The organism is Rhizobium sp. USDA 4016 (genome assembly GCF_056279705.1).
Map to the genome: position 1 here is coordinate 4034772 of NZ_JBWCCY010000004.1, position 24020 is coordinate 4058791.

Genomic DNA, 24020 nt, shown 5'->3' on the forward strand with positions numbered 1-24020 from the left:
AGAGCCTTGCGAATCACCGGCCTTTTTCATTTCGGAATATAGGGTTTTTGGACGCCATTCCCAATGGCAGCGCCTGGGAATCCGGCATAAAGCAGGGGATTATGACGCTTTTCCGTCAGCTTTGCCGAGATTTTCAAGCGTAGCCGCTAGCTCGGCCAAAGCTGCACTGTCAAGGTTGCGAATCCGGCCCGCCAAACGATTGGCAAAAGCCGTGTATTCGGGGGGTAGACCTGCGGTATCAATCACCACGCGCGGGTCCGATGCGCGGGCGAGCAGGAAGAGTTCCTCAGCTTCATCCCAGATGATGTTGAAATAGCCGGCGATCCGCTGAAGCAGGTCGAAGGTCGGCAAGCCGCGTTTTCCATGTTCGAGTGCGGAGAGATAGGCAGGCGAGACGTTGAGCGCCGCTGCCATCTGCTTCTGCGACACGCCTTTGCGCGCCCGAAGTTTTCGAACAGCTTCGCCGAACGGTGTCATGACCTGTCCCCCTGCCGCCGGGAGAGCCGGATATAAAGCGCGCCCTCGCCGCCGTGGTGGTGCGCAGCCGCTTCGTAAGACGAGATCAGATAGCGGAATTCCGGCTTCGAAAACCAGAGCGGTACAGCCCGTTTCAACGCACCTTCGCTCCCCATCGAACTGCCCTTGCCGGTGATCACCAGCACGTGCCGCATGCCGCGCTCATGCGCGCGGATGAGGAAATCGAGAAGCATGACATGGGCTTGGCTTTGCACGAGGCCGTGGAGATCGATACGCGCCTCTAGTGCCAGCCTGCCTTTGGCGATCTTGCGTTTGACGGGCCGCTCCAGTGGATGGTGGGTGCCGGAAGGCTGCTTCGCTGCCGTGGGCAGCGCTGCAGCTTGTATTTCCGTTTCAGCAGACGATTTCTGGACGGCATTCCCGACCTCGGCTTCGGTTTCCACAAGAAAGGCATCGAGTTCAGTAAACTCACCCTTCTTGCCGGCGAGCGGCCGCGTACTGCGCGCAACCTTGCCCCATAGGATTCTCTCGTCTGTGCTGAGCTTGCGGTCTCTCGTCATCGGCCGAACCGTCCAGCCGCAGTGTTCGGAATGAGGATGGCAAAGTCTGCGTCGTTGCGCACCGTACCCGCCAATTCGCCCGCTTCATCGCCGGAACCCGTAAAAATATCGCCACGCGCAGGACCGACGATCGCAGAGCCAGTGTCCAAGGCAAGCATCAAACGCTGGAATGGCCTACCCTTATCAAGATGGGTCAGGCTTTCAGAACGGATGAAGAAGGGAAAACCGAAGGTATGTATCAGGCGGTCGACGGCAAGCGACCGTCCGGCGACTAACGGCACTTTCGCTGCAGCAACTGGTCCAGCTTTGGAAGCGGCAACCGGCGCCTCGCGGAAGAAAATATAGGATCGATTGTGCCAGAGAACATCATCGACCTGCTCTGGATGCGCTGCGAGCCAGGCGCGAATCGACTGCATGGAAATGTTCGCACGGTCGATTTCGCCGCGGTCGACCAACAGCTTGCCGATAGCGGAGAAAGGATGCCCGGCCTTTGCCGTATATGTGATACGCGCCGTCCGTCCATCCGGGTAGCGCAGTCGCGCCGCGCCCTGCACATGCACGAAGAAGACATCGATCTTGGATTTCGCCCAGGCGATTTCAAGGCCTCGACCGTCGAGGAAGCCTTGGTCGATCGCCTGCCGGTCGGGATAGGCGCTTATCTCTCCATCCCGGAGGCGACCAAAGGCATAGGATGAATCGAGGCCTACGGGGCGGTTGCTATTGTCGAGGTCGATCAGATCATCGGGTCGCCGGTAAAACGGGAAGCGATAAGTAGAATCGAGCTTGTCGGAAACGGCGATTTCCGGTTCGTAAAAAGCGGTAACGAAACCCCGGCTGCCGTCCAGTTTTCTGATAAAAAACGGCCGACAGTTCTGCTCGAAGAAGGATCGGGCATCAGAAGCAGATGCGGGTTTCGCATTTCGGGCTGCGTCGAGCAGAGGCAAAAGATCGTCGGTGCTCAGGCCGAGCGATCCGGTGCGGTAGGGTTTGCCGGTAATTTGGCTGCGGCACGCTTCCATGACTTCAAAAAGGCTGGAGGGATCATCATCCTTCCAGCCCTTGAGTTCATCGAAACCGACAGCTTGCAGAACGAAGCCCGCTTTATCGTCACTCATGTTTCCGATTCGGTTGCCACGAGTTTCCAATTGGGATCGCGCGATCGCGTATCGCGGGCAAAGGTCCAGATGTCGTTGACTTCGGCAACGTTCTCGACATCGCCTTCAATCAGCTTGTCAGCTTTGTCGTAGGTCGCGGAGATCAGCTGGCTGGCGATACGGATCGTAATCTGTGCCTCGCTGCCTTTGACTTCCACCTGTGTGATGTCCGCCTTATCGATGCCGACAAAGGTGGATTTCACTTTCTCGCCCTTGGCCTCGCGATCTGCGATGGCCGCATCAAAACCTTCATAGACCTCGCGGGACAAAAGATTCTTCAACGTCTTTCTGTCACCGTCGGCATAAGCCATGACGATCATTTCGTAAGCCATCTTCGCGCCGTTCAAAAATTCCTTAGGTGCGAAGGATGGATCGGCTTTACTGAGCGCACGGAGAGGCTCATTGAGCGGCGTACCGGGGGGCGCAAAAGCGTCGACCACTGCAAAGCGGCCTTCTTCTTCTGCAGGCGTATCGCGGCGCGGAAGCGTCACGACCTTGCCGGCATCGGAATGCTCAGGACCGGCGGCATCGCGCGGCGTAAAGAGATCGCGCGGCGGCTTCTCATTTCCCGTGCGGCGTCCCAGAACACTGCGGAGCTGGAAAAAAATCAGCACCGCCGCCACAAGGAAAAACAAAGTGATGAAGTCGTTTGAACTCATATCGTGCCGCAGCCACCGTTAACATCTATGATTTGTACTCCCATATAGTCCGCATAGACAGATGATTCAAATAGCCGCAATCTTGCGATTGCCATTGAGGCCCGGCGAGCGCCGGTTGGAGAGACGATGCGACTTGCAATGCTTCCAGGTTTTGTGCTGCTGCTGCCGCTGGCGGAGATAGCGGGCTTCGTAATCGTCGGGCGCGCAGTCGGCCTGCTGGCGACCCTTGGTCTCGTCGTGCTGAGTGTTGTAATCGGCATGGCTCTGCTTCGTCGCCAGGGTATAGGCATCCTGCAGCGTATGTCGACCGAGGGGCGAACCGGCGTATTACCTGGCCGGGAACTTCTGCGGCCAGCCATGCTCGTCATCGCGTCGCTGCTTCTCATCGTTCCGGGATTTATTTCAGACATCATCGCCATCGCGCTTTTCATCCCGGCCGTTCGTGATCTTGCCTGGAACTACATCCGCAAACGATTCGTTATCGTTGAGACGAAGAGAGGCTCTACCGCGTCGCAATCGTCCGGATTCAGCAACCAATCCAAGCCGGATTCAAAAGTTGTTGATCTTGACGAGGACGATTATCGCCGCGAGCCTAACAACAAGTCTCCCTGGTCAGGCAAGCGGCTCGGCGAGTAGAGACGGATTCGCCCAGGGTTGTAAGCCTTTTCCCGAAATGTTAGATGGCGGCAACATCCAATGCCCCTCGAGGAAAATCCAATGGCTGATGAAAACAACGGCAGCGGCACGACAAGCCCGAGCCTCACCATTCTCGCTCAGTACACGAAGGACCTTTCCTTCGAAAATCCGGGTGCGCCGCGTTCGCTTCAAGCGCGCGACAAGGCTCCGGCGATCAATATCAACGTCAACGTCAATGCCAATCCGCTTTCGGATACGGATTTCGACGTTGTGCTGTCGCTCAACGCCGAGGCCAAGGATGGCGACAAGACGGTCTTTCATGCCGAACTCGTTTACGGCGGCGTCTTCCGCGTTGCCGGCTTCCCGCAAGAACACATGCTGCCGGTTCTCTTCATCGAATGCCCGCGCATGCTCTTCCCGTTTGCCCGCCAGATCGTTGCCGATGTTACGCGTAATGGCGGCTTCCCCCCGCTGATGATCGACCCGATCGACTTCGCACAGATGTTTGCGCAACGCGTCGCCGAAGAGCAGACGCGCGCAAAGGTGCAGACAAATTGATTCGAAGCACGTGATTTGACTGCGGTGCCCGGGTCAAAGCCCGGGCATTTTTAATTTGGGCGATCGTATCTGGCCCAGATGCCTTTACTGCCGAGGGCGGCAATCAACGCATCGTGAGCCTGAGCTTCCGCTTCGCTAAGGCGCGGGGCGAGTGGCCGGGGCCGCTCCAAACCGATGCCATCGGCCTCCTCCAGAACAATCTCGGCGTCGCCTGCCCCGCTTGTTGCCGCAACGCTCAAACCGAGAGCGGTCTGACGCCCGCCGATCATCTCTATATAGACCTCGGCAAGCAGTTCGGAGTCGAGAAGTGCACCGTGTTTTGTGCGGTGTGAGTTGTCTATGCCGTAGCGGCGGCAGAGGGCATCGAGCGAATTCGGTCCCATCGGATGTTTGCGCCGAGCGAGAGAAAGCGTATCGACGACCCTCTCCGGCAGGACCGGCGGTATGCCAAGGCGAGCGAGTTCGGCATTGACAAAACCCATATCGAAGGTCGCGTTGTGCGCGATCCACCTTGCGTCACCGAAGAACTCGATGATCTCTTCAACCACTGCGGAGAAAGGCTTCTTGTCCTTCAAAAACTCGTCGGTAATGCCGTGAACGGCGAGCGCATCGGGATGAACTTTCTGATCTCCCGGATTGATATAGATATGGATCGTGCGGCCGGTCGGGAAATGGTTCAAAAGCTCGATGCCGCCGATTTCGATGATGCGATCCATGCGGCTGTCGAGACCGGTGGTTTCCGTGTCGAAAATGATTTCACGCATTCCGGAAATCTCCCTTCGCGATCCGCGCTTTCAAGACCGCGATGATTTCACTCACCCTCGCCCGCGTAATTTCGATGGCGTGCCCCGTGTCGATGACGTAATCGGCACGCTCCCGCTTTTCGGCGTCCGGGGTCTGGCGCGAGCGAATCATATTGAATTTTTCCTCGGTCATGCCCGGTCGCGCAAGCACCCGATCGCGTTGAATCTGTAGATCGCAGCTCACGACCACGACTATGTCGACTCGGGTCTCGGCACCAGTTTCGAAAAGCAACGGGATATCGAGCAGGATTATCTCCGATCCTCGCGCTTTTTCGCGTTCCACGAATTCCGTTTCGCGCTGGCGAACCAGCGGATGAACGATTGCTTCGAGCGTTTTGAAGCCATCTGGTCGGCGCGAAAGCTGACGGCCAAGTTCCTGACGGTCGACGACGCCGTTCCGAACGGTGCCCGGGAATTCGGCTTCGATCAACTGCGCTGCCTCGCCGGCATAAAGCTCGTGGACCACAGCATCGGAATCATTGACGGGAATACCGGCTTCGGCAAAGAGCTTTGCCGCAGTTGATTTCCCCATCCCTATGGAACCCGTGAGACCGATCCGGATCATCTGTGTTTTTCCATATCTGCGACGACGAGTGCACGAAGCTCGTCATCGACCACCGGCCGCTTGCTGAACCATTTCTCGAAGCCCGGCACAGCCTGATGAAGCAGCATACCAAGTCCATCCACGATCGCGAAACCCTGCTCCTCGGCTTGTTTCAGCAAGGGTGTCTTCAGCGGCACATAGACGATATCTGTGACGACCGCGTTAACGTCGAGCGGCGAAAAATCGATTGCCGGTGCTGTTTCGCCGTCCATACCGAGCGATGTCGTATTGACGAAAAGACCCGCACCTTTCATGACCTCCGCGAGCGCTCCCATCGGATGCGCATAGACTTTTTCTCCAAAACGATCGGCAAGTTCCTGCGCGCGAGCCGCGGTTCGGTTGACGACATGGATCTCCCGGAAGCCGCGGTCGCGCACGGCCTGTATGACCGCCCGGCTGGCGCCGCCTGCACCGAGTATTATTGCGGTCTCGTGCTTATCCCAGCCAGGGTGGCGCGCGTTCAGGTTGGCGGTAAATCCGTGACCGTCGGTATTGGTCGAATGGAGTTTTCCTTCCTCCAGCCATAACGTGTTGGATGCCCCGAGTTCCTGGGAGAGTTCGTCCGGCCTGTCGGCGAGCTGACAGGCCAACTCCTTGTGCGGGATGGTGACATTGCCGCCGATAAAGCCCGAGCTTTGATCCTTGAGCGATCCAATGAATGCTGCAAAATCGGCGGGAGCAACCTCGTATGCGCGGTAGCTTCCGCGAAGCCCAAGCTTTTTCAGCCAGTATCCGTGGATCAAAGGCGAACGTGAGTGCCGCACCGGGAAGCCGGTGACAAAGGCATTCGGGCCGAATGTTTCACGTGAATCATCCATCAATCGCACCCAATTCCCTTAGTTTCGCGAGCAGCGGCAACATCGGCAGGCCAAGGATCGTGAAGTAGTCGCCGTCGATCTGGCTGAAAAGTTGAATTCCCTCGCCCTCCAGCTGATAGGCGCCAACGCTGCCAAGCGCCGTGTTGCCAACGCGTGCAAGATGGCGCGATATGAAATCCGCCGACAGAACGCGCATCGTCAGCGACGCATGTGACACATGCTCCCATAGAAGTGCACCATTTCGGACGATGGCGATCGCACTGTTCAGACGATGTGTTTGTCCCGAGAGTAATCTCAGATGATTGGCGGCGTCAGCCATGTCGTGCGGCTTGTGAAACACACGATCGCCAAGCGACATGGTCTGGTCCGAGCCGATGATGAGCGCGTCCGGAAACCGGCCGCTCACCTCGTCTGCTTTAGCCCTTGCAAGCACCAAGGCTACAGTATCTGGAGATGCGCCCTCTCGTTCGAGCGGTGCTTCGATTGCGCGCTCGTCTATCTTTGGCGCATGCGCTTCAAACTCCAGGCCGGCATTTTTAAGCAGCATCCGCCGGAATGGACTGGAGGAGGCAAGAATCAGTTTCGATGTCATGCGTCTCATAGCTCGTGGTTCATAATGTCAGCGCTTAGCGCAGCTTGGGGCGCAGGGCAACGATCGCGGCCGCCGTCTCTTCGATGGAGCGACGGGTCACATCGATCAACGGCCAATTATGCCGCGCACAGAGCGAGCGGGCATATTTCAGTTCTTCGGAGATCGCGGCTCGATCCGTATATAGACCACGATCGAAGCCGGGCGTCGCACCGAGCACCCGGTTCTCACGCACTTGCGATATCCGATCCGTCGTTGCTATGAGGCAGACGATCAACGGCCTCGTTGCAGTGAAAAGCGCTTCTGGCAAAGGCACGTCATAGACGATCGGAATGTTCGCTGTCTTGATGCCGCGATTGGCGAGATAGATGCTCGTCGGCGTTTTGGACGTACGGCTGATACCGATGATGACGACGTCGGCGTCGTTGTAGTCCTCGGGCATTTGCCCGTCGTCGTGATCCATGGTGAAGTTGAGCGCCTCGATGCGCGCGAAATAGCCGGCATTCATAACATGTTGAGCGCCGACACGGCGCCGCAGCGGAGCCCCGAGATAAAGCTGGAAAGCGGCCATCACAGGCTCAAGCACATTGACTGAGGCGACGCCCATCTCGACGCACCTCTCATCGATCAGCGCAGCGAGTTCCCGATCGACGACGGTGTAAAGAACAATGCCTGGCTCGTTGTCGATCGAATCGAGAACCGCAAGCAGCTGCTTGCGGTTGCGGATCAACGGATAGACGTGTTCGACCGCTTGGGCAGATTTGAACTGGGCGGATGCAGCGCGGCCGGCTGAGATCAGAGTCTCACCGGTCGAGTCAGAAATCAGATGCAGATGGAAGAAGTTCGTGCGGTTCTCCACGCTATTTTCTGCTGCCTGTTGAAAAGACTGGATGGGAAAGAGCTAAGGGACCGGCATGGCTTGAGGCAAGGGAAAACATGGCCCCTTATCCACATTTCGGATTTTCTGGAGGGTACTGCAGGCGGCCTGTGGATTTGTGGCCCGCGCTGAAGAGCTCATCTAGACTACACAAGATATCCACAGAAAGAAACGCCTCAGCTTTCGAGACAAGTTTTTGGAATCACTTTTAGATTCGAGGTTCTCCAAAAAATGCCATGGAAGGCTGTCGATGTTGTCCCGATATTGTTGATGCGCGTGACATTTGGCATCACCAGTGGATGGATTTTAATCCTTGATAGACACCGACTCTAAGAAATAGAAACCTTTTAAAATATCTTTAGATTTTTATAGGGACGAAGCGCTTGAGCGAAACACGCCGGAAAATCATGAGAGTTCTCGACGGCGAAACTCTCTCCCCTCCGCCGGTCTGGCTTATGAGACAGGCAGGTCGTTATCTGCCGGAATACCGGGAAACGCGTGCAAAGGCCGGCAGCTTCCTCGATCTTTGTTATTCACCGGAACAGGCTGTCGAAGTGACGCTGCAGCCCATCCGCCGCTACGGCTTCGACGCGGCGATCCTCTTCTCTGACATTCTCGTCATTCCCGATGCCATGAAGCGCAATGTGCGTTTTACGGAAGGCCATGGTCCAGAGATGGACCCGATCGACGAGGCTGGAATTTCACGTCTGGATGCGGGGGGAGTTATCGACTATCTGAAGCCGGTCTTTGAGACAGTGCGGCGGTTGCGCGCCGAGCTCCCGGAAGAAACGACGCTTCTCGGCTTTTGTGGTGCGCCCTGGACGGTGGCAACCTACATGATTGCGGGCCACGGAACACCTGACCAAGCGCCTGCGAGGCTTTTCGCCTACCAGTATCCAAAAGCGTTTGAACGGCTGTTGATGCTGCTTGCGGATATCTCCGCCGAGTATCTGCTGACGCAAATACATGCCGGCGCTGATGCCGTGCAGATTTTCGATTCTTGGGCCGGTGTTCTTGGGGAAAAGGAATTCGAGGCTTTCGCAGTCAAGCCAGTTGCTCGGATGATTGCCGCTATCAAGGCACGGCATCCGAATGCGCGGGTCATCTCGTTCGCCAAGGGTGCGGGCTATCTTTTGAAGACCTACAGGCAGAAGACCGGTGCTGACGCGATTGGCCTTGATTGGTCGGTGCCGCTTGAATTTGCTGCTGAGCTTCAAAAGGAGGGAGCGGTTCAAGGTAACCTTGATCCGATGAGGGTTGTTGCCGGCGGGCGGGCGCTTGAGGAGGGTATCGACGAAATCTTGGCGCATCTCGGTGGCGGGCCGCTGATCTTCAACCTCGGTCATGGAATCACGCCGCAGGCCGATCCGGAAAATGTTCGCCTGCTTGTCGAGCGCGTTCGCCGCGGCGGGAATTGAATGATGGAAAGGCAGACGGATCAGCGACCCGGTAGCTACGCGCGGCGACGAGCGCATTTTGCCCTCGCCCTCTTTGTGCTGCTTGCTGTCGGGCTGTTCGTATGGAACCCGGACGACCTCTACCTTTGGATCAAGGCACTGCACATCATCGCGGTGATCTCCTGGATGGCCGGGCTGTTCTACATGCCGCGGCTGTTCATCTACCATACGGATGCGGAGCCAGGTTCCTTGCAGTCGGAGACCTTCAAGATCATGGAGCGACGTCTGCTGAAGGTGATCATGAACCCGGCGATGATGCTGACTTGGGTCTTCGGCTTGTATCTGGCTTGGTCTGTCTACGGTTTTCAGGGCGGCTGGCTGCATGTGAAGCTTGCCCTCGTCGTGCTCCTGACGGCCGTTCACATGTTTTTCAGCCGAGCGGTCGCCGCTTTTGCCCGTGACGAAAACCGACGCTCAGCGCGGTATTGGAGATTCATGAACGAAGCGCCGACGCTGCTGATGATCCTGATTGTCATCCTTGTCGTCGTTAAGCCGTTTTGACGTGAACAGGCGCCGTTTAAATTTACTTCATTTTTAGAAGCCCCCTTGCGGGGTCTTATCTTAGTCGCTATTTTCCGCCCATCTCATCTTCGTGGCATGTGTTTTGAGTTCAGTCGTCTGCGAGCCCTTTCGCAACACCGAAACGACGCAACATAGCCTTCCCCCTTCGAAATATAGAGTAATGGTCACTTCATGGCTGAAATGAAGCTTCAGGAACTTAAGAGTAAATCCCCGACCGATCTTCTGGCGTTCGCCGAATCGCTCGAGGTCGAAAATGCAAGCACCATGCGCAAACAAGAACTGATGTTTGCGATCCTGAAGGTTCTCGCGAGCCAGGATGTCGAGATCATCGGCGAAGGCGTCGTGGAAGTCCTGCAGGATGGTTTCGGCTTCCTGCGTTCGCCAAACGCCAACTATCTGCCGGGTCCGGACGATATCTATATTTCCCCTTCGCAGATCCGCCGCTTCTCGCTTAAAACTGGCGATACGGTCGAGGGACCGATCCGCGGTCCGAAGGAAGGCGAGCGCTATTTTGCTCTTCTCAAGGTGAACACGATCAATTTCGACGATCCGGAAAAGATCCGTCATAAGGTTCACTTCGACAATCTGACGCCGCTTTATCCGAATGAACGATTCAAGATGGAACTCGACGTTCCGACATCGAAGGATCTGTCTTCGCGCGTCATCGATCTCGTGGCGCCGCTTGGTAAGGGCCAGCGTGGTCTCATCGTCGCGCCGCCCAGAACCGGTAAGACCGTTCTTCTGCAGAATATTGCGCACTCGATCACTGCAAATCATCCGGAATGCTACCTGATCGTTCTGCTGATCGATGAACGTCCTGAGGAAGTGACGGACATGCAGCGTTCGGTGCGCGGCGAAGTGATATCTTCCACATTCGACGAGCCAGCTGTGCGTCACGTGCAGGTCGCCGAGATGGTGATCGAAAAGGCAAAGCGGCTTGTCGAACACGGGCGCGATGTCGTCATCCTGCTTGATTCGATCACGCGCCTCGGACGCGCCTACAACACCGTGGTGCCGTCCTCCGGTAAGGTTCTGACTGGTGGTGTCGATGCAAACGCTCTGCAACGGCCGAAGCGTTTCTTCGGCGCTGCCCGTAACATCGAAGAAGGCGGCTCCCTGACGATTATCGCGACGGCGCTCATTGATACCGGCAGCCGTATGGATGAAGTCATTTTCGAAGAATTCAAGGGCACCGGTAACTCGGAAATCGTTCTCGATCGTAAGGTAGCGGACAAGCGCATCTTCCCGGCGATGGATATTCTGAAGTCCGGCACGCGCAAGGAGGACCTGCTTGTCCCGCGTCAAGACCTGCAGAAGATCTTCGTGCTTCGACGTATTCTTGCCCCCATGGGAACGACCGACGCGATCGAGTTTCTCATCGACAAGCTGAAGCAGACGAAGAGTAATCCGGATTTCTTCGAGTCGATGAACACATAATAGATAGCCGGATGTCTGATATGAAGCCGGTCATTCTCCGTGGCCGGCTTTCGGTTTTTGAGGAATCCGCGCGGCCAGAGTAACCGAGGATGTCGAACGAAACCATCTATGCACTGTCGAGCGGAGCAGTCCCCTCCGGCGTTGCGGTTATCCGCCTCAGTGGTGTGAAGACGCGCGATGCTCTGCAGTTGTTGACCGGCGACGTTCCACCGCCGCGCAAGGCGTCGCTGCGAACGATTCGTTTGCGTAACGGTTCAATCATCGATAGCGGTTTAGTGCTCTTCTTTCCATCTCCGGCGTCTTTTACAGGCGAAGACTGCGCCGAGCTCCAGCTGCATGGCAGCCGAGCCGTCATTAATGCGCTATTCGAGGAACTGGAGACGATCGACGGCGTGCGCATGGCGGCCGAAGGTGAATTCTCGCGTCGGGCTTTTGAAAACGGCAAACTCGACCTCGTGGAGATCGAGGGTCTGGCCGATCTCATAGCCGCAGAAACGGAGATGCAAAGACGTCTGGCGGTCGAGCATAGCCAGGGGAAGCTTTCCCAACTATACGATTCGTGGGCGGAACGATTGACGCGGGCTCGCGCCCTGATCGAAGCCGAACTCGACTTTGCCGATGAAGATGACGTACCCGGTTCGGTATCGGATCTGGTCTGGGATGATGTTGGCGGACTACAGGCAGAGATAGCAAACCATCTCGCCCACGCGAAGGCCGGCGAGATTATTCGCGATGGCTTCAAGGTCGTTATCGCGGGCGCGCCGAATGCCGGAAAATCGACCCTGATGAATGCGCTTGCTCGGCGAGAGGTTGCCATCGTGACGGACATCGCGGGAACCACGCGTGATGTTCTTCACGTCGATCTCGATATCAATGGCTTCCTCGTAAAGCTTTATGACACGGCAGGTTTGCGGGAAGCACATGAACTCGTGGAGCGGGAGGGTATCCGGCGCGCGGAGCAGGTCATCTCTGAAGCGAGTCTTGTCCTCTATCTCGAGGATATGGCCGATGGTACGAATGCGCGTCCGCCAATCGCCAATACGGAAGTCTTGCGAGTCGGGACAAAGGCCGATATATCCGCGGGAAATGGTCCGGACGCCTACGATCTGACGATATCTGCCGTCACGGATGCGGGATTGGTCGCGCTTCGCGCCGCCATCGCCGAGCGGCTGGAGCGGCAGGTCAGCGGCCAAAGCTTAGCGATCCCAAGCCGCAAGCGGCAAAAGGATTCGCTTGCGGAATGTCTGAAGGCGATCGAGGCAGCTTTGGCGGATCCGTCGGCGGAGCTCGACATTAGAGCCGAGAACCTTCGTATCGCAGGCAACGCCTTGGGCAGGATTACAGGGCGCGTCGATGTTGAGAATTTGCTCGATGTGATCTTCTCAGAGTTTTGCATTGGAAAATGATTCACGTGAAACATCTGGAAGCGTGCGAGAAAGCGAAATGAGTGTCTATCAATACGACGTCGTTGTGATCGGAGGTGGTCACGCAGGTTGCGAAGCGGCCAGCGCAGCAGCCCGCGTCGGCGCGCGCACTGCCCTGGTGACGCATCGGCGCGACACGATCGGGGTCATGTCCTGCAACCCTGCGATTGGCGGTCTTGGTAAAGGCCACCTGGTCCGGGAGGTGGATGCGCTGGACGGTCTCATGGGTCGTATGGCCGATGCCGCCGGTATCCAGTTCCGGATGCTGAATCGCAAAAAAGGCCCGGCAGTCCGCGGCCCGCGCACCCAAGCCGATCGGAAGCTCTATCGGGCTGCAATGCAAGCAGCAATCGAAGCTATTGATAATATCGAGGTTATCGAAGGTGATGCCTTTGATCTTGATATATCAGACGGCCGCATCACGGGCGTCGTCATGAAAGATAGCCGGATTCTAAGCTGCGGCGCCGTCGTTCTTACGACAGGTACCTTCTTGCGCGGGCTTATTCATATCGGGGATAAGAAGATCCCGGCGGGCCGTGTCGGCGAAGATCCGTCTCTCGGTTTGTCTGGAACATTGTCGCGCCTGGGGCTTCGGCTCGGCCGCCTCAAGACAGGCACGCCAGCCCGTCTTGACACAAAAACGATTGATTGGGCATCTGTCGGCCGACAGGGCGCAGATGAAGAGGTAACGCCATTCTCATTCATGACCGGTGCAATTACGAATCCCCAGATTGAATGTGGGGTAACGCGCACCACGGCTGCCACACATAAACTCATTCAGGACAACCTGCATCGTTCGGCAATGTATTCCGGGCAGATCGAGGGCGTTGGACCGCGTTATTGTCCGTCAATCGAGGACAAAATCGTGAAGTTCGGCGAGCGGGACGGGCATCAAATTTTCCTCGAGCCAGAAGGCTTGGACGACGATACAGTCTATCCCAATGGCATTTCGACGTCGCTGCCGGCAGAGGTGCAGGATGATTTCATCCGTACGATACCGGGCCTTGAAAAGGTTTCTATCATCCAACCTGGCTATGCGATCGAATATGATCACGTCGATCCGCGTGAGCTGACGCCTGCTCTCGAGGCGAAGCGAATGCCGGGGCTTTACCTCGCAGGGCAGATCAACGGAACGACTGGTTACGAGGAGGCAGCGGCCCAAGGGCTCGTGGCGGGTCTTAATGCCGCGCGCCGGGCAGGCAACCAAACACCGGTCTATCTGAGCCGCACGAACTCCTACATCGGCGTCATGATTGACGATCTGACGTCTAGGGGCGTTGCCGAGCCCTATCGCATGTTCACCTCACGCGCGGAATACCGCCTTTCTCTGCGTGCGGACAACGCAGATATGCGGCTCACTCCGATTGCGGACGAGATCGGATGCCTGGGAGAGGCTCGTCGCACCAAATTCCACGAATACAAAGGAGCCCTTGATGGTGCGCGAGAACAGCTGAGGGCATTGCATATTACGCCGAATGATGCCCGGAAGTATGGCTTGAAGATCAATTTGGATGGGCAGAGACGTTCGGCCTACGAGCTACTCGCCTACCCCGATTTCGACATGGGGCTGCTGTCAAATGTATGGCCCGAACTTCAAGCGTTGAGCAAGCCGATCGCGCAGGCCGTGGAGATCGAAGCTTCATATGCCGTCTATATGCGCCGGCAGTCTTCGGATATTATTGATATCCAACGTGACGAGAATCGCCTCATCCCAGACGATTTCGACTACTCCACGCTTGCTGGCCTTTCGAATGAGCTCAAGCAGAAGCTTGGCAGGCAGCGACCGTTCAGTGTCGCTCAAGCTGCAAAGATTGATGGTATGACGCCCGCGGCTATCTCTCTTCTGCTCGTTGTTTTGCGAAAGATAGAGGCTGCACAGCGGTCGGTCGCCTAACACACGTTTTGAGAGTCTTCCATGGAGTTGAACGGTCAAAGTGTTTCACGTGAAACACAAGACAGACTGGAGCATTTTGTTGCTCTCTTTAGCAAGTGGTCCAAATCCATCAATCTCGCCGCTCCCTCGACGTTGAATGATGCATGGCAAAGACACGTCGCCGACAGCGCTCAAATCTTTCAATTGAGTCCCGGCCCAAAACGGTGGGTGGATATGGGTAGCGGCGGCGGATTTCCCGGCGTGATCACCGCTATCTTTCTGGCCGAGCTTGGTGATGGATGGGCTCATCTTATTGAAAGCAACAACAAGAAAGCGTCTTTCCTCAGGTTGGCCCTTCGCGAGACGGGCGCACGCGGTTCTGTGCATTCGATCCGCATTGAGGATGGACCGGATTTTGTCCCGTCCTGCGAGGCTATCTCCGCACGGGCCCTCGCCGATCTCGATAAACTATGCGACTTTGCGGAGCCCTGGATGCTTCGCAATAGAAATACCCGTGCATTTTTTCATAAAGGCCGGGATTACGCTGCTGAAATTGCCACGGCACGTGGTCGATGGCGTTTTGATCTGCTAGAACACCGAAGCGTTGTCGAGCGAGATTCGGTCATTCTCGAGATCTTCAATCTCCAACGCTTGGTTTAACAGTTCGGATGATGCGGCCATGGCCTTTGAACGAAACCGGATTATTACAATAGCAAATCAAAAAGGTGGTGTTGGAAAGACGACCACAGCCATTAATCTGGCAACCGCGTTGGCTGCCATCGGCGAACGAGTCCTGATCGTCGACCTGGACCCGCAAGGTAACGCAAGCACTGGTCTCGGGATCGATCGGAAAGATCGCAAACTCTCTTCTTATGATTTGCTGATTGGCGAGGCCGGGGTGACGGAGGCGTCTTTGCCCACAGCTGTCCCAAATCTTTCGATCGTGCCATCGACAATGGATTTGCTCGGTATCGAAATGGAAATCGCTCAGCAGAGCGATCGGGTATTCAAGCTCCGCAAGGCACTCACAACTCCTCAAGCCTTTGAATTTACTTATATATTGTTGGACTGCCCGCCTTCTTTCAACCTCTTGACGATGAACGCAATGGCTGCGGCACATTCCGTTTTGGTTCCGTTACAATGCGAATTCTTCGCATTGGAGGGGTTAAGTCAGCTCTTGGAGACGGTTGATCAGGTGCGGCGAACGGTAAATCCGCGTTTGGATATCCAGGGTATCGTGCTGACGATGTTCGATGCGCGAAACAATCTTGCCCAGCAGGTGGTGAGCGACGTTCGGACGCATCTCGGCGAGAAAGTTTATCACACGCTTATCCCGCGCAATGTCCGGGTTTCCGAAGCGCCCTCATATGGTAAGCCTGCGATCCTTTATGATTTGAAATGCGCCGGTAGCCAGGCATATCTTCAGCTGGCCTCCGAGGTCATCCAGCGTGAACGCCAGCGTCTCGCCGCTTAAGCTTCAAGTGAGTATTGCCATGAATGACGATATATCGAAGAGACGTTTAGGTCGCGGACTTGCTGCGCTGATCGGCGAAATGGATCAGCCGGTGCCTGTCGATGGTGAAAAGAGCGGTGTAGGTGCAGACCGTCTCATCCCGATCGAATTTGTCAGCCGGAACCCGCGCAATCCGCGGCGCTTTTTTGATGATAGCGAGTTGCACGATCTTGCCAGCTCTATTCGCCAGCATGGCATCGTCCAGCCAATCGTTGTTCGTACGCTTGCAACAAACCAATATGAAATAATAGCCGGCGAAAGAAGATGGCGCGCTGCCCAGCTCGCGGGCCTTGTCGAAATTCCGGTGATCATCCGCGATGTCGACGACAAGACGGCGCTAGAGATTGCGATCGTCGAGAATGTTCAGCGATCGGATCTCAACCCCCTCGAAGAGGCGTTGGGTTACGAGCAGCTTATCGCCGAATACGGCTATACTCAGAACGACCTGGGCGAGATCATCGGCAAAAGCCGAAGCCATGTCGCAAATTCTCTGCGCCTGCTCAAGCTTCCAGAGCCTGTCCGTGACTTTCTTGCCGCCGGCAGTCTGTCGGCGGGGCATGCACGTGCACTGGTTCCAACATCGGATCCGACGGCCCTTGCCCGCACGATCGTCTCGAAGGGAATGTCCGTCCGCGATGCCGAAAAGCTCGCGCAGAACGATATCAAGGCGCAATCCGAGCCGCAGCGTGCGGCTGCTCCACGTGATCAGAAGGATTCTGATACACTGGCGCTCGAGCGCACGCTTTCCGATACACTTGGCCTTGATGTTACCATCAATCACAAGTCCAGCGGCGGCCAGATCCGCATTGCCTATAAATCGCTGGAGCAGCTTGAAGAAATCTGCCGGCTCCTTGAGCGGCGGTAAACCTTAGCCTTTTCGCCCGCTTTGAAGCGTTGTGGACAGCAATGTTTGCAGCGCGATGCTGTCCTCCAGGCTCTGACGCCTTCTTGTCTGCAGGATCGCCGACTGCAGCCTGCTTGTTTCACGGCTGATGGCGTCGGCATTCCAGGTGCGTAGCGCCTGTTCGATAATCGGTTTGCGCCGGAAATGTAGATGGCGACCATGGGTCTGCATAACCTGAGCTGTCTGAAGCCGCTTTTCGTCCATTTCTGCGCGCATCGCGTCCAGAAGCTGAAACTGTTTCAGGCAAGCTTGGATGACGAGGAAGACAGCCGTCTTGGATGTCGTGATCTTCTGCATGGCATGCAGGAAATTGCCGGTGTTTCCGCTTAAAATGGCGTCCACGGCGTCGTCGACCGAAATGGCGCTGGCGTCGCCGATAATCTCGGTCACATGATGTTCCTCGATCGTCTCCATGCCGCGGCAGTAGAGGGCGAGTTTTCTGACCTCATTGCGTGAAGCGATGCGATCACCGCCGATTAGTCCGATCAAAGCCTGCCGTGCGGCAGGCGTGATGCGCAGGCCTTCCGATGCCAACTCATTGTCGATCAAACCATTCAAGGCGCGTGCATCATCCGAATAACAGGGGATCGCAACGATGCTGCGCGTGCCTTCGGCAAGCTTGCGAAGAAGAGAGCCCTTCTTCAGATCTCCGGCTTCGACGATGATGGACGTTGCGTCGAGCGGCTTTTGGGAAAGGTGGTCGAGGGCGTCGACCAGATATTTTTCATTCGCCGCGCCCCGTACCCAAAGGAGTTTTTCTCCTCCGAAAAGCCCGATAGTACCCGCCTCATCCAGCAGGCGCCCGGGATCCTTCTGTAGGTCGCCGATGTCGAGTTTGACAAGCGAAAAAGGATCATCCAGAGCAACGCTGCTTTTACCGGCTATTTGCCCCGCCCGTTCGGAAACCAGGCCACGATCCGGCCCGTAGATGACGAAGATGCGGTAGGCGGAAACCGAACGTTGAAGAAAGCCTTCAAATTCGTGAGATTTAATTTCCGCCACACCCTTTTCCTCAGCGACCGAGCGCGCCGGCAATATCCAAGCCGACAAGCTCGGCAGCCTCGCGTGCCGCGCGGTTCTCGGCATCGCGGATTGCGCGCTGCTTGGCAAACTGTTGGATCGGGAAATCGACAAGCGCCGTGGCGTAGCGGTTACCCGACTTGATGACCTGGCCGTCCGCCGTCGCCTGCAGCGTGTAATCCACGCTGACGGTCACGCGACCGGCGCGCGACTCGTCGGAAGATTCGACAAGAAGTGCGTCAACGACATCAGACCGCACATGAAGCTCTACCTCGTAGGCCGGCTTGACGGGCTCGCCGGCGCCGCGCGTAGCAAGGAAGATCAGTCGGTTGCGAACTTCCTGTTCGACACGAGTCGTTGCGTCCGAAAAACCGACGGAAGCGAGCTTCCCGGCAACTCCTGACGTTTCCGAGTAAAGGGGACGAACCTGGCAGGCGGAGAGCAAGGCCGCAAACGCAAGGACGGCGGTGATTGCGGCGCCGCGTGCGAGCCTGGGAGCGATATCAAACGACAATGTTCACAATCCTTTGCGGAACCACAATAATTTTCTTCGGCGCCTGACCGTTCATCGCATTGATGACGGCGTCGAGTTTCAAGACCGCCTGTGTCACGGCATTCTGATCTGCGTCTTTAGAAATTGTCAATTCGGCGCGTTTCTTGCCATTGATCTGGACGGGCAACACGACGTCATTCTCCACGACCAGAGCTTCGTCATAGACGGGCCAAGGGGTGCGGGCGAGCATCTCGCTGTTGCCAAGCGCCGCCCAGCATTCTTCCGCCAGGTGCGGCGTCATGGGTGCAACGAGCTGAACCAGAATTTCCGCCGCGTTACGAACAGCGGCGCAATAGGCGACGTCGCCCTCGCCTGCGGCTACTTTCGCCAGCGGGCCTGACAAAATATTCACGAGTTCATAGATGCGCGCGACGGCCTTGTTGAACCAAAGCTTGTCGTAGTCGTTCTGGACAGCCTTCAAGGTTTTATGGGCTGCCTGGGAGATCGAAAGCGCATCTCCATCCTTAGCCGGATTCGGCGATATGGAAGCCAGGGCTTCGGATGCTTCGGAAATCAAGCGCCAGAGGCGCTGCGTGAAGCGATGTGCCCCTTCGACACCTGCTTCCGACCAGATCACATCACGCTCGGGCGGTGAATCCGAGAGAACGAAGAACCGCGCCGTGTCAGCGCCGTAGGAAGCTATGATGTCATCCGGATCGACGACGTTCTTCTTGGACTTCGACATTTTCTCGATCGATCCAATTGAGACCTCCTCGCCCCCTTCCAGCAGGAAGGCGCGACGTTTGCCCTCGATCTCTTCGATACGGATATCTGCAGGCGCCACCCAGTCGCGGATCATGCCCGAACCGCGGCTGTAAGTCTCATGGACGACCATGCCCTGGGTAAAGAGGCCCTTGAATGGCTCCTTGACGTCAACATGGCCGGTCTCGCGCATCGCACGCGTGAAGAAACGCGAATAGAGCAGATGCAGAATGGCATGTTCGATGCCGCCGATATACTGATCGACGGGAAGCCAACGGTTTGCGACGGCCGGATTGGTGGGGACACCTTCCCAAGGTGCCGTAAAGCGCGTGAAGTACCAACTCGAATCGACGAAGGTGTCCATCGTGTCCGTTTCGCGCCGGGCGTCCTTGCCGCAGGTTGGGCAGGCGACATGCCGCCAGGTCGGGTGGCGGTCGAGCGGATTGCCTGGCTGATCGAAGGTTACGTCTGCCGGCAGCTTCACGGGCAGGTCCGTCTTCGGCACCGGCACGACACCGCAGGCATCGCAATGGATGACCGGGATCGGGCAGCCCCAATAGCGCTGGCGCGAAATGCCCCAGTCGCGCAGGCGGAAATTCACCTTGCGTTCGCCCTGCATCGTGCCCGACAGGCGGTCGGCAACGATCCTGAAGGCTTCGTCCGTCGGTTTGCCGTCAAGGAAGCGGGAGTTGATCATCACGCCGTCGCCGTCGTAGGCGGTGTCACCGATCGTGAAGGTTGCGGCATCGCCGTCCTTCGGCATGACCACCGGAACAACGGGCAAACCATATTTGCGCGCGAAATCGAGGTCTCGCTGGTCGCCGGACGGGCAGCCGAAAATAGCGCCCGTGCCATAGTCCATCAGCACGAAATTCGCGATATAGACCGGAAGTTCCCACGATGAATCAAGCGGATGTTTGACCCGGATACCGGTATCCATGCCCTTCTTCTCGGCCGTCTCAAGAGCTGCCAGCGAGGTGCCAGCCCGGCGGCATTCTTCGCAGAAGGCTTCGAGAGCTGGATTTGCCGCGGCAGCATCCTTTGCCAGGGGGTGGTCAGCTGCGATCGCAAGGAAGGAGGCGCCAAACAGCGTGTCGGGACGTGTGGTATAAACCGTCACCTCGGTTTCGCCGGCAGGCGCCGTCTGCGGCACGATTTCCCAGCGGATCATCAGACCCTCGGAGCGGCCGATCCAGTTCTTCTGCATCAGACGAACTTTCTCCGGCCACTGGTCGAGTGTATCCAGAGCGTCAAGCAGATCCTGGCTGAAATCGGTTATCTTGAAGAACCACTGCGTGAGTTCCCGCTGCTCGACCAGAGCACCCGAACGCCAGCCGCGGCCGTCGATAACCTGTTCATTGGCAAGCACGGTATTGTCGACCGGGTCCCAATTGACTTTCGACTGCTTCCGGTAGACCAGGCCTTTCTCCAGGAAATCCAGGAAAAGATGCTGCTGATGCTGGTAGTATTCCACGTCGCAGGTGGCAAATTCCCGGCTCCAATCGAGCGAAAGCCCCATGGCCTTCAACTGCGATTTCATCGAGTCGATATTCTGGTAGGTCCAGGACGCCGGATGGACGCCGCGCTCCATGGCAGCGTTTTCCGCCGGCATCCCGAAGGCATCCCAGCCCATCGGGTGCAGGACATTGAAACCCCGGGCCCGCTTGTAACGGGCCACGACGTCACCCATGGCGTAGTTGCGCACATGGCCCATGTGAATTCGGCCCGACGGATAGGGAAACATTTCAAGTACATAGTATTTTTCGCGCGGATCGGCGTTGTCGGTCTCAAAGACCTTCGCCTCGTTCCATTTTTGCTGCCAGCGGGGCTCGGCATCGCGCGGATTATAACGTTCGGTAGCCATGGTATTCGAATTTCCGGAAAATCAGGGGAGGTTGGTGGTGACCTTCACCATGAAACCGCTGTAGCGTCAAGTTTTGCGGGTACTACAAGCGTCCCTCCCTCGCAGCAAACTGCTTTTTGGCAGACAGGGCCTTGGCAAGAATGTCAGGCGCGGTTAGTGCATGCCATCCTCCTTATGCGGACATGTCGGGATAAGATAATGGAACTTCAAGAGCGGTTGAACGATGTTCGCGCGCGCATTTCGGCAGCAGAGCGTCAGTCTCAGCGTCCTGCCGGATCGGTTCAACTCGTTGCCGTGTCGAAGACTTTCGATGCGGAGGCCATCCGCCCCGCGATTGCGGCTGGTCAGCGCATTTTCGGCGAGAACCGCGTTCAGGAAAGCCAAGGCAAATGGCCGGAACTCAAGACCGAGACGCCCGGCATCGAGCTGCACCTTATCGGGCCGCTGCAATCGAATAAGGCAACCGATGCCGTTGCGCTCTTTGATGTCATAGAAACCGTCGATCGTGAAAAGATCGCCCGCGCAATCGCCGGGGAAATGAAACGGCAAGGCAAGACCGTTCGGCTCTATGTCCAGGTAAATAGCGGTTTAGAACCGCAAAAGGCCGGTATTGCGCCCGCCGATACACCCGCATTCGTCGATTTCTGCCGGAATGAGCTCGGCCTTTCGATCGAAGGCCTGATGTGCATTCCCCCAGCCGAGGAAAATCCCGGTCCGCATTTTGCTCTGCTGGCTAAGATCGCAGGAAAATGCGGTGTAGAAAAACTCTCCATGGGCATGTCCGGGGACTACGAAACGGCCGTGGCCTTCGGTGCGACGAGCGTGCGCGTCGGGTCCGCTATTTTCGGCGCGCGTTAGTCCTTCTGCTTTCGTCGGGCTTCCGGTCCAGCCTCCCCTCGCCTAAACTCGCCACACGGCGTGCATGTCCTGGGGAGGAGCAAATGCAGAGCAGCTATCATCAGGTCTATGCGAGCTGGAAGAGCGATCCGGAAGCATTCTGGCGCGATGCTTCAAGAGCGATCACCTGGTTCAAGGAGCCGCAGCAGGTCTTCTCGCCATCACAGGGCGTTTACGGCCGCTGGTTCGCAGACGGTGAGACCAACACCTGTTACAATTGCCTGGACCGCCATGTGTTGGCAGGCCGCGGCACGGAAACAGCCATCATCTTCGACAGTGCCATGAGTGGCGCCAAGGCACGCTTTAGTTACGAGGAAGCGCTTGGCGAAGTGCAGGCAATCGCGGCGACCTTTCAAGCGTTCGGCATCGGCAAAGGCGATCGTGTCATCATCTACATGCCGATGGTGCCCGAAGCCATTTTCTCCATGCTTGCCTGCGCTCGCATCGGCGCCATCCACTCCGTGGTTTTTGGAGGGTTTGCTGCCAACGAACTTGCGGCTCGCATCGATGATTCAGGCGCAAAGCTCGTGGTCACTGCCAGCTGCGGATTGGAGCCCGGCCGTGTCGTGGCTTACAAGCCGCTTGTCGATCAGGCCATCGCTGCGGCGAAATCAAAGCCCGCACATTGCCTCGTTCTGCAAAGGCCGCAACTGACGGCCGAACTTGTGCCTGGGCGCGATCATGCTTTCCAAGAGGCCGTAGCGCTTCACCATGGCAGGAGCATTCCTTGCGTAGCCGTCAAAGCGATCGATCCGCTCTATATCCTTTACACATCCGGCACCACCGGTCAGCCGAAAGGCGTCGTCCGTGACAATGGCGGGCATATGGTCGCGCTGCACTGGTCGATGGCGAACATCTACGCAATGAAACCCGGCGAAGTTTTCTGGGCAGCCTCCGATATCGGCTGGGTGGTTGGTCATTCCTATATCGTCTATGCGCCGTTGCTTGCGGGTGTGGCGACTGTAATCTTTGAGGGCAAACCCGTCGGCACACCCGACGCCGGCGCGTTCTGGCGCGTGATTTGCGAATACGATGTGCGTGTTCTCTTTACCGCTCCGACAGCCTTCCGCGCAATTCGCCGGGAAGATGCCGATGGCGAGTTCGTGCGCCACTATTCGAACCCGCATTTCCGGGCGCTTTTTCTTGCGGGTGAGCGAGCCGATCCCGAAACTCTCAAATGGGCGGAAAAGATGCTTAAGGTTCCCGTCGTCGATCATTGGTGGCAGACGGAAACCGGCTGGCCGGTCGCTGCAAATCCACTCGGTCTCGGTGGGCTTCCAGTAAAGCACGGATCAGCGTCCGTGCCGGTGCCTGGTTACGAGATCCAGGTTCTCGACGACGCAGGACATCAGGTGCCACCCGGCACGCTCGGCAACATCGTCGCCAAGCTGCCCTTGCCGCCGGGCTGTCTGCCGACACTCTGGAAGGCAGACGAGCGTTTTCGCACGGCATATCTCGAGGAATTTCCGGGATACTACAAGACAGCGGACGCCGGTTATGTGGATGACGACGGCTATCTGTTCATCATGTCGCGCACGGACGACATCATCAATTGTGCGGGCCACAGGCTTTCGACAGGAGCAATGGAAGAGGTCTGCGCAAAGCATCCGGATGTTGCAGAGTGCGCCGTCGTCGGTATTGCCGATCCGCTCAAGGGGCAGGTGCCTTGCGGCTTCCTTGTGCTCAAGAAGAACGTCACGAAGGCGAAGGCAACGATTGAAGCAGAGGTCGTCAAACTGATTCGCGACCAGATCGGTCCGGTGGCCGCATTCAAGACGGTGATTGTCGTCGAACGTCTGCCGAAGACCCGTTCGGGCAAGATCCTGCGTGGCACAATGCAGAAGATCGCGGACGGCGAACCATGGAAAATGCCGGCGACCATCGACGATCCGGCCATTCTGCATGAAATCGCGGAGGCCTTGCGCAGCAAGGGTTTTGGCTCGCTTCCAATGTAGGAAATTACCTATTCGGTAAGATTCGTTGACGAGATGTAACCAGCGTTGACGAGTTGTTAACCATGTTTTCGCTAGGTTCGGCGCACGGACACCTGTTGCAGGTGAGCATGAAGCACCGCCGCTCTCGGCCTCGGCCGGAATGCCCTTTCACCCAAGCGAATTGG

24 protein-coding genes are annotated in these 24020 nt (G+C 57.1%); 12 read left to right on the forward strand and 12 right to left on the reverse strand.

Annotated elements, in window-relative coordinates; translation table 11 throughout:
- Positions 1–99: 99 nt before the first annotated feature.
- From ACZ9DP_RS35765 to ACZ9DP_RS35780, 4 genes are read right to left on the reverse strand one after another with little or no spacing between them, the layout of a single operon-like run.
- Complete coding sequence (locus ACZ9DP_RS35765; protein WP_022718415.1) at positions 100–477, reverse strand: helix-turn-helix domain-containing protein; 378 nt, start codon at positions 475–477, stop codon at positions 100–102.
- Entirely contained in the window at positions 474–1037 is a 564-nt protein-coding gene (locus tag ACZ9DP_RS35770; RefSeq protein WP_476205213.1) for a Smr/MutS family protein, read from the reverse strand. The genes ACZ9DP_RS35765 and ACZ9DP_RS35770 overlap by 4 nt, the downstream gene beginning before the upstream one ends.
- The gene (gene mltA / locus ACZ9DP_RS35775) at positions 1034–2152 is read right to left on the reverse strand and encodes a murein transglycosylase A (protein WP_476205214.1); all 1119 of its coding nucleotides are present in this window, start codon (positions 2150–2152) and stop codon (positions 1034–1036) included. Before mltA ends, ACZ9DP_RS35770 begins: the two co-directional genes overlap by 4 nt.
- The gene (locus tag ACZ9DP_RS35780) at positions 2149–2850 is read right to left on the reverse strand and encodes a Tim44/TimA family putative adaptor protein (protein ID WP_028740146.1); all 702 of its coding nucleotides are present in this window, start codon (positions 2848–2850) and stop codon (positions 2149–2151) included. Before ACZ9DP_RS35780 ends, mltA begins: the two co-directional genes overlap by 4 nt.
- A 126-nt stretch (positions 2851–2976) precedes the next feature.
- Between ACZ9DP_RS35780 and ACZ9DP_RS35785 the strand changes: the two genes are divergently transcribed.
- Together ACZ9DP_RS35785 and secB are read left to right on the forward strand one after the other, a co-directional pair.
- Positions 2977–3486, forward strand: coding sequence for an FxsA family protein (locus ACZ9DP_RS35785; RefSeq protein WP_074066114.1), 510 nt, complete (start codon positions 2977–2979; stop codon positions 3484–3486).
- Between the two features lie 81 nt (positions 3487–3567).
- On the forward strand, positions 3568–4044 hold the full coding sequence (gene secB, locus ACZ9DP_RS35790) for a protein-export chaperone SecB (protein WP_074066113.1): 477 nt from the start codon (positions 3568–3570) through the stop codon (positions 4042–4044).
- Between the two features lie 50 nt (positions 4045–4094).
- On the opposite strand, the gene dnaQ is transcribed toward secB, so the two are convergent.
- From dnaQ to ACZ9DP_RS35815, 5 genes are read right to left on the reverse strand one after another with little or no spacing between them, the layout of a single operon-like run.
- Positions 4095–4808, reverse strand: coding sequence for a DNA polymerase III subunit epsilon (gene dnaQ / locus ACZ9DP_RS35795; protein ID WP_476205216.1), 714 nt, complete (start codon positions 4806–4808; stop codon positions 4095–4097).
- Complete coding sequence (coaE, locus tag ACZ9DP_RS35800) at positions 4801–5412, reverse strand: dephospho-CoA kinase (protein ID WP_194728513.1); 612 nt, start codon at positions 5410–5412, stop codon at positions 4801–4803. Before coaE ends, dnaQ begins: the two co-directional genes overlap by 8 nt.
- Entirely contained in the window at positions 5409–6269 is an 861-nt protein-coding gene (locus ACZ9DP_RS35805) for a shikimate dehydrogenase (protein ID WP_476205217.1), read from the reverse strand. Before ACZ9DP_RS35805 ends, coaE begins: the two co-directional genes overlap by 4 nt.
- Positions 6262–6861, reverse strand: a complete 600-nt coding sequence (locus ACZ9DP_RS35810; protein WP_194728512.1) for a Maf-like protein — start codon at positions 6859–6861, stop codon at positions 6262–6264. The genes ACZ9DP_RS35805 and ACZ9DP_RS35810 overlap by 8 nt, the downstream gene beginning before the upstream one ends.
- Before the next feature lie 34 nt (positions 6862–6895).
- On the reverse strand, positions 6896–7717 hold the full coding sequence (locus tag ACZ9DP_RS35815; protein ID WP_074066108.1) for a pyruvate, water dikinase regulatory protein: 822 nt from the start codon (positions 7715–7717) through the stop codon (positions 6896–6898).
- Between the two features lie 401 nt (positions 7718–8118).
- Here ACZ9DP_RS35815 and hemE point away from each other — a divergent pair, with 401 nt between their 5' ends.
- The 8 genes from hemE (at position 8119) to ACZ9DP_RS35855 (ending at position 16826) form a co-directional block, all read left to right on the forward strand.
- Entirely contained in the window at positions 8119–9153 is a 1035-nt protein-coding gene (gene hemE / locus ACZ9DP_RS35820; protein WP_476205218.1) for a uroporphyrinogen decarboxylase, read from the forward strand.
- A 3-nt stretch (positions 9154–9156) separates the two neighbouring features.
- Positions 9157–9693, forward strand: coding sequence for a protoporphyrinogen oxidase HemJ (gene hemJ, locus ACZ9DP_RS35825; RefSeq protein ID WP_074070477.1), 537 nt, complete (start codon positions 9157–9159; stop codon positions 9691–9693).
- Between the two features lie 192 nt (positions 9694–9885).
- Entirely contained in the window at positions 9886–11151 is a 1266-nt protein-coding gene (gene rho, locus ACZ9DP_RS35830) for a transcription termination factor Rho (RefSeq protein WP_022718404.1), read from the forward strand.
- Between the two features lie 89 nt (positions 11152–11240).
- Positions 11241–12557 carry a tRNA uridine-5-carboxymethylaminomethyl(34) synthesis GTPase MnmE gene (mnmE, locus tag ACZ9DP_RS35835; protein WP_476205220.1) on the forward strand — a complete coding sequence of 439 codons (1317 nt, stop codon included), beginning with the start codon at positions 11241–11243 and terminating at the stop codon, positions 12555–12557.
- A gap of 37 nt (positions 12558–12594) precedes the next feature.
- Entirely contained in the window at positions 12595–14469 is a 1875-nt protein-coding gene (mnmG, locus tag ACZ9DP_RS35840) for a tRNA uridine-5-carboxymethylaminomethyl(34) synthesis enzyme MnmG (protein ID WP_476205221.1), read from the forward strand.
- A gap of 21 nt (positions 14470–14490) precedes the next feature.
- Positions 14491–15108 carry a 16S rRNA (guanine(527)-N(7))-methyltransferase RsmG gene (gene rsmG, locus ACZ9DP_RS35845; protein WP_476205223.1) on the forward strand — a complete coding sequence of 206 codons (618 nt, stop codon included), beginning with the start codon at positions 14491–14493 and terminating at the stop codon, positions 15106–15108.
- Between the two features lie 19 nt (positions 15109–15127).
- The gene (locus tag ACZ9DP_RS35850; RefSeq protein ID WP_022718400.1) at positions 15128–15922 is read left to right on the forward strand and encodes a ParA family protein; all 795 of its coding nucleotides are present in this window, start codon (positions 15128–15130) and stop codon (positions 15920–15922) included.
- Between the two features lie 19 nt (positions 15923–15941).
- Entirely contained in the window at positions 15942–16826 is an 885-nt protein-coding gene (locus ACZ9DP_RS35855; protein ID WP_476205224.1) for a ParB/RepB/Spo0J family partition protein, read from the forward strand.
- Between the two features lie 3 nt (positions 16827–16829).
- Here the strand turns inward: ACZ9DP_RS35855 and holA are convergent, their stop codons facing one another.
- From holA to leuS, 3 genes are read right to left on the reverse strand one after another with little or no spacing between them, the layout of a single operon-like run.
- Positions 16830–17867, reverse strand: a complete 1038-nt coding sequence (holA, locus tag ACZ9DP_RS35860) for a DNA polymerase III subunit delta (protein WP_074070093.1) — start codon at positions 17865–17867, stop codon at positions 16830–16832.
- 10 nt (positions 17868–17877) lie between these two features.
- Complete coding sequence (lptE, locus tag ACZ9DP_RS35865; protein WP_194728505.1) at positions 17878–18399, reverse strand: LPS assembly lipoprotein LptE; 522 nt, start codon at positions 18397–18399, stop codon at positions 17878–17880.
- The gene (gene leuS, locus ACZ9DP_RS35870; RefSeq protein ID WP_476205225.1) at positions 18389–21004 is read right to left on the reverse strand and encodes a leucine--tRNA ligase; all 2616 of its coding nucleotides are present in this window, start codon (positions 21002–21004) and stop codon (positions 18389–18391) included. Before leuS ends, lptE begins: the two co-directional genes overlap by 11 nt.
- Positions 21005–21202: 198 nt before the next feature.
- Here leuS and ACZ9DP_RS35875 point away from each other — a divergent pair, with 198 nt between their 5' ends.
- Together ACZ9DP_RS35875 and ACZ9DP_RS35880 are read left to right on the forward strand one after the other, a co-directional pair.
- Positions 21203–21862, forward strand: a complete 660-nt coding sequence (locus ACZ9DP_RS35875) for a YggS family pyridoxal phosphate-dependent enzyme (RefSeq protein WP_194728503.1) — start codon at positions 21203–21205, stop codon at positions 21860–21862.
- Between the two features lie 83 nt (positions 21863–21945).
- Positions 21946–23856 carry a propionyl-CoA synthetase gene (locus tag ACZ9DP_RS35880; RefSeq protein ID WP_476205226.1) on the forward strand — a complete coding sequence of 637 codons (1911 nt, stop codon included), beginning with the start codon at positions 21946–21948 and terminating at the stop codon, positions 23854–23856.
- Positions 23857–24020 lie beyond the last annotated feature (164 nt).

Coding starts and splice junctions, on each gene's coding strand:
- ACZ9DP_RS35855 (WP_476205224.1), top strand. CDS start 15,942: ATGAATGACGATATATCGAAGAGACGTTTAGGTCGCGGACTTGCTGCG.
- ACZ9DP_RS35770 (WP_476205213.1), bottom strand. CDS start 1,037: ATGACGAGAGACCGCAAGCTCAGCACAGACGAGAGAATCCTATGGGGC.
- ACZ9DP_RS35785 (WP_074066114.1), top strand. CDS start 2,977: ATGCGACTTGCAATGCTTCCAGGTTTTGTGCTGCTGCTGCCGCTGGCG.
- ACZ9DP_RS35765 (WP_022718415.1), bottom strand. CDS start 477: ATGACACCGTTCGGCGAAGCTGTTCGAAAACTTCGGGCGCGCAAAGGC.
- ACZ9DP_RS35875 (WP_194728503.1), top strand. CDS start 21,203: ATGGAACTTCAAGAGCGGTTGAACGATGTTCGCGCGCGCATTTCGGCA.
- ACZ9DP_RS35805 (WP_476205217.1), bottom strand. CDS start 6,269: ATGGATGATTCACGTGAAACATTCGGCCCGAATGCCTTTGTCACCGGC.
- leuS (WP_476205225.1), bottom strand. CDS start 21,004: ATGGCTACCGAACGTTATAATCCGCGCGATGCCGAGCCCCGCTGGCAG.
- mnmG (WP_476205221.1), top strand. CDS start 12,595: ATGAGTGTCTATCAATACGACGTCGTTGTGATCGGAGGTGGTCACGCA.
- ACZ9DP_RS35780 (WP_028740146.1), bottom strand. CDS start 2,850: ATGAGTTCAAACGACTTCATCACTTTGTTTTTCCTTGTGGCGGCGGTG.
- ACZ9DP_RS35880 (WP_476205226.1), top strand. CDS start 21,946: ATGCAGAGCAGCTATCATCAGGTCTATGCGAGCTGGAAGAGCGATCCG.
- ACZ9DP_RS35810 (WP_194728512.1), bottom strand. CDS start 6,861: ATGACATCGAAACTGATTCTTGCCTCCTCCAGTCCATTCCGGCGGATG.
- ACZ9DP_RS35850 (WP_022718400.1), top strand. CDS start 15,128: ATGGCCTTTGAACGAAACCGGATTATTACAATAGCAAATCAAAAAGGT.
- dnaQ (WP_476205216.1), bottom strand. CDS start 4,808: ATGCGTGAAATCATTTTCGACACGGAAACCACCGGTCTCGACAGCCGC.
- rho (WP_022718404.1), top strand. CDS start 9,886: ATGGCTGAAATGAAGCTTCAGGAACTTAAGAGTAAATCCCCGACCGAT.
- secB (WP_074066113.1), top strand. CDS start 3,568: ATGGCTGATGAAAACAACGGCAGCGGCACGACAAGCCCGAGCCTCACC.
- mnmE (WP_476205220.1), top strand. CDS start 11,241: ATGTCGAACGAAACCATCTATGCACTGTCGAGCGGAGCAGTCCCCTCC.
- rsmG (WP_476205223.1), top strand. CDS start 14,491: ATGGAGTTGAACGGTCAAAGTGTTTCACGTGAAACACAAGACAGACTG.
- coaE (WP_194728513.1), bottom strand. CDS start 5,412: ATGATCCGGATCGGTCTCACGGGTTCCATAGGGATGGGGAAATCAACT.
- hemJ (WP_074070477.1), top strand. CDS start 9,157: ATGGAAAGGCAGACGGATCAGCGACCCGGTAGCTACGCGCGGCGACGA.
- mltA (WP_476205214.1), bottom strand. CDS start 2,152: ATGAGTGACGATAAAGCGGGCTTCGTTCTGCAAGCTGTCGGTTTCGAT.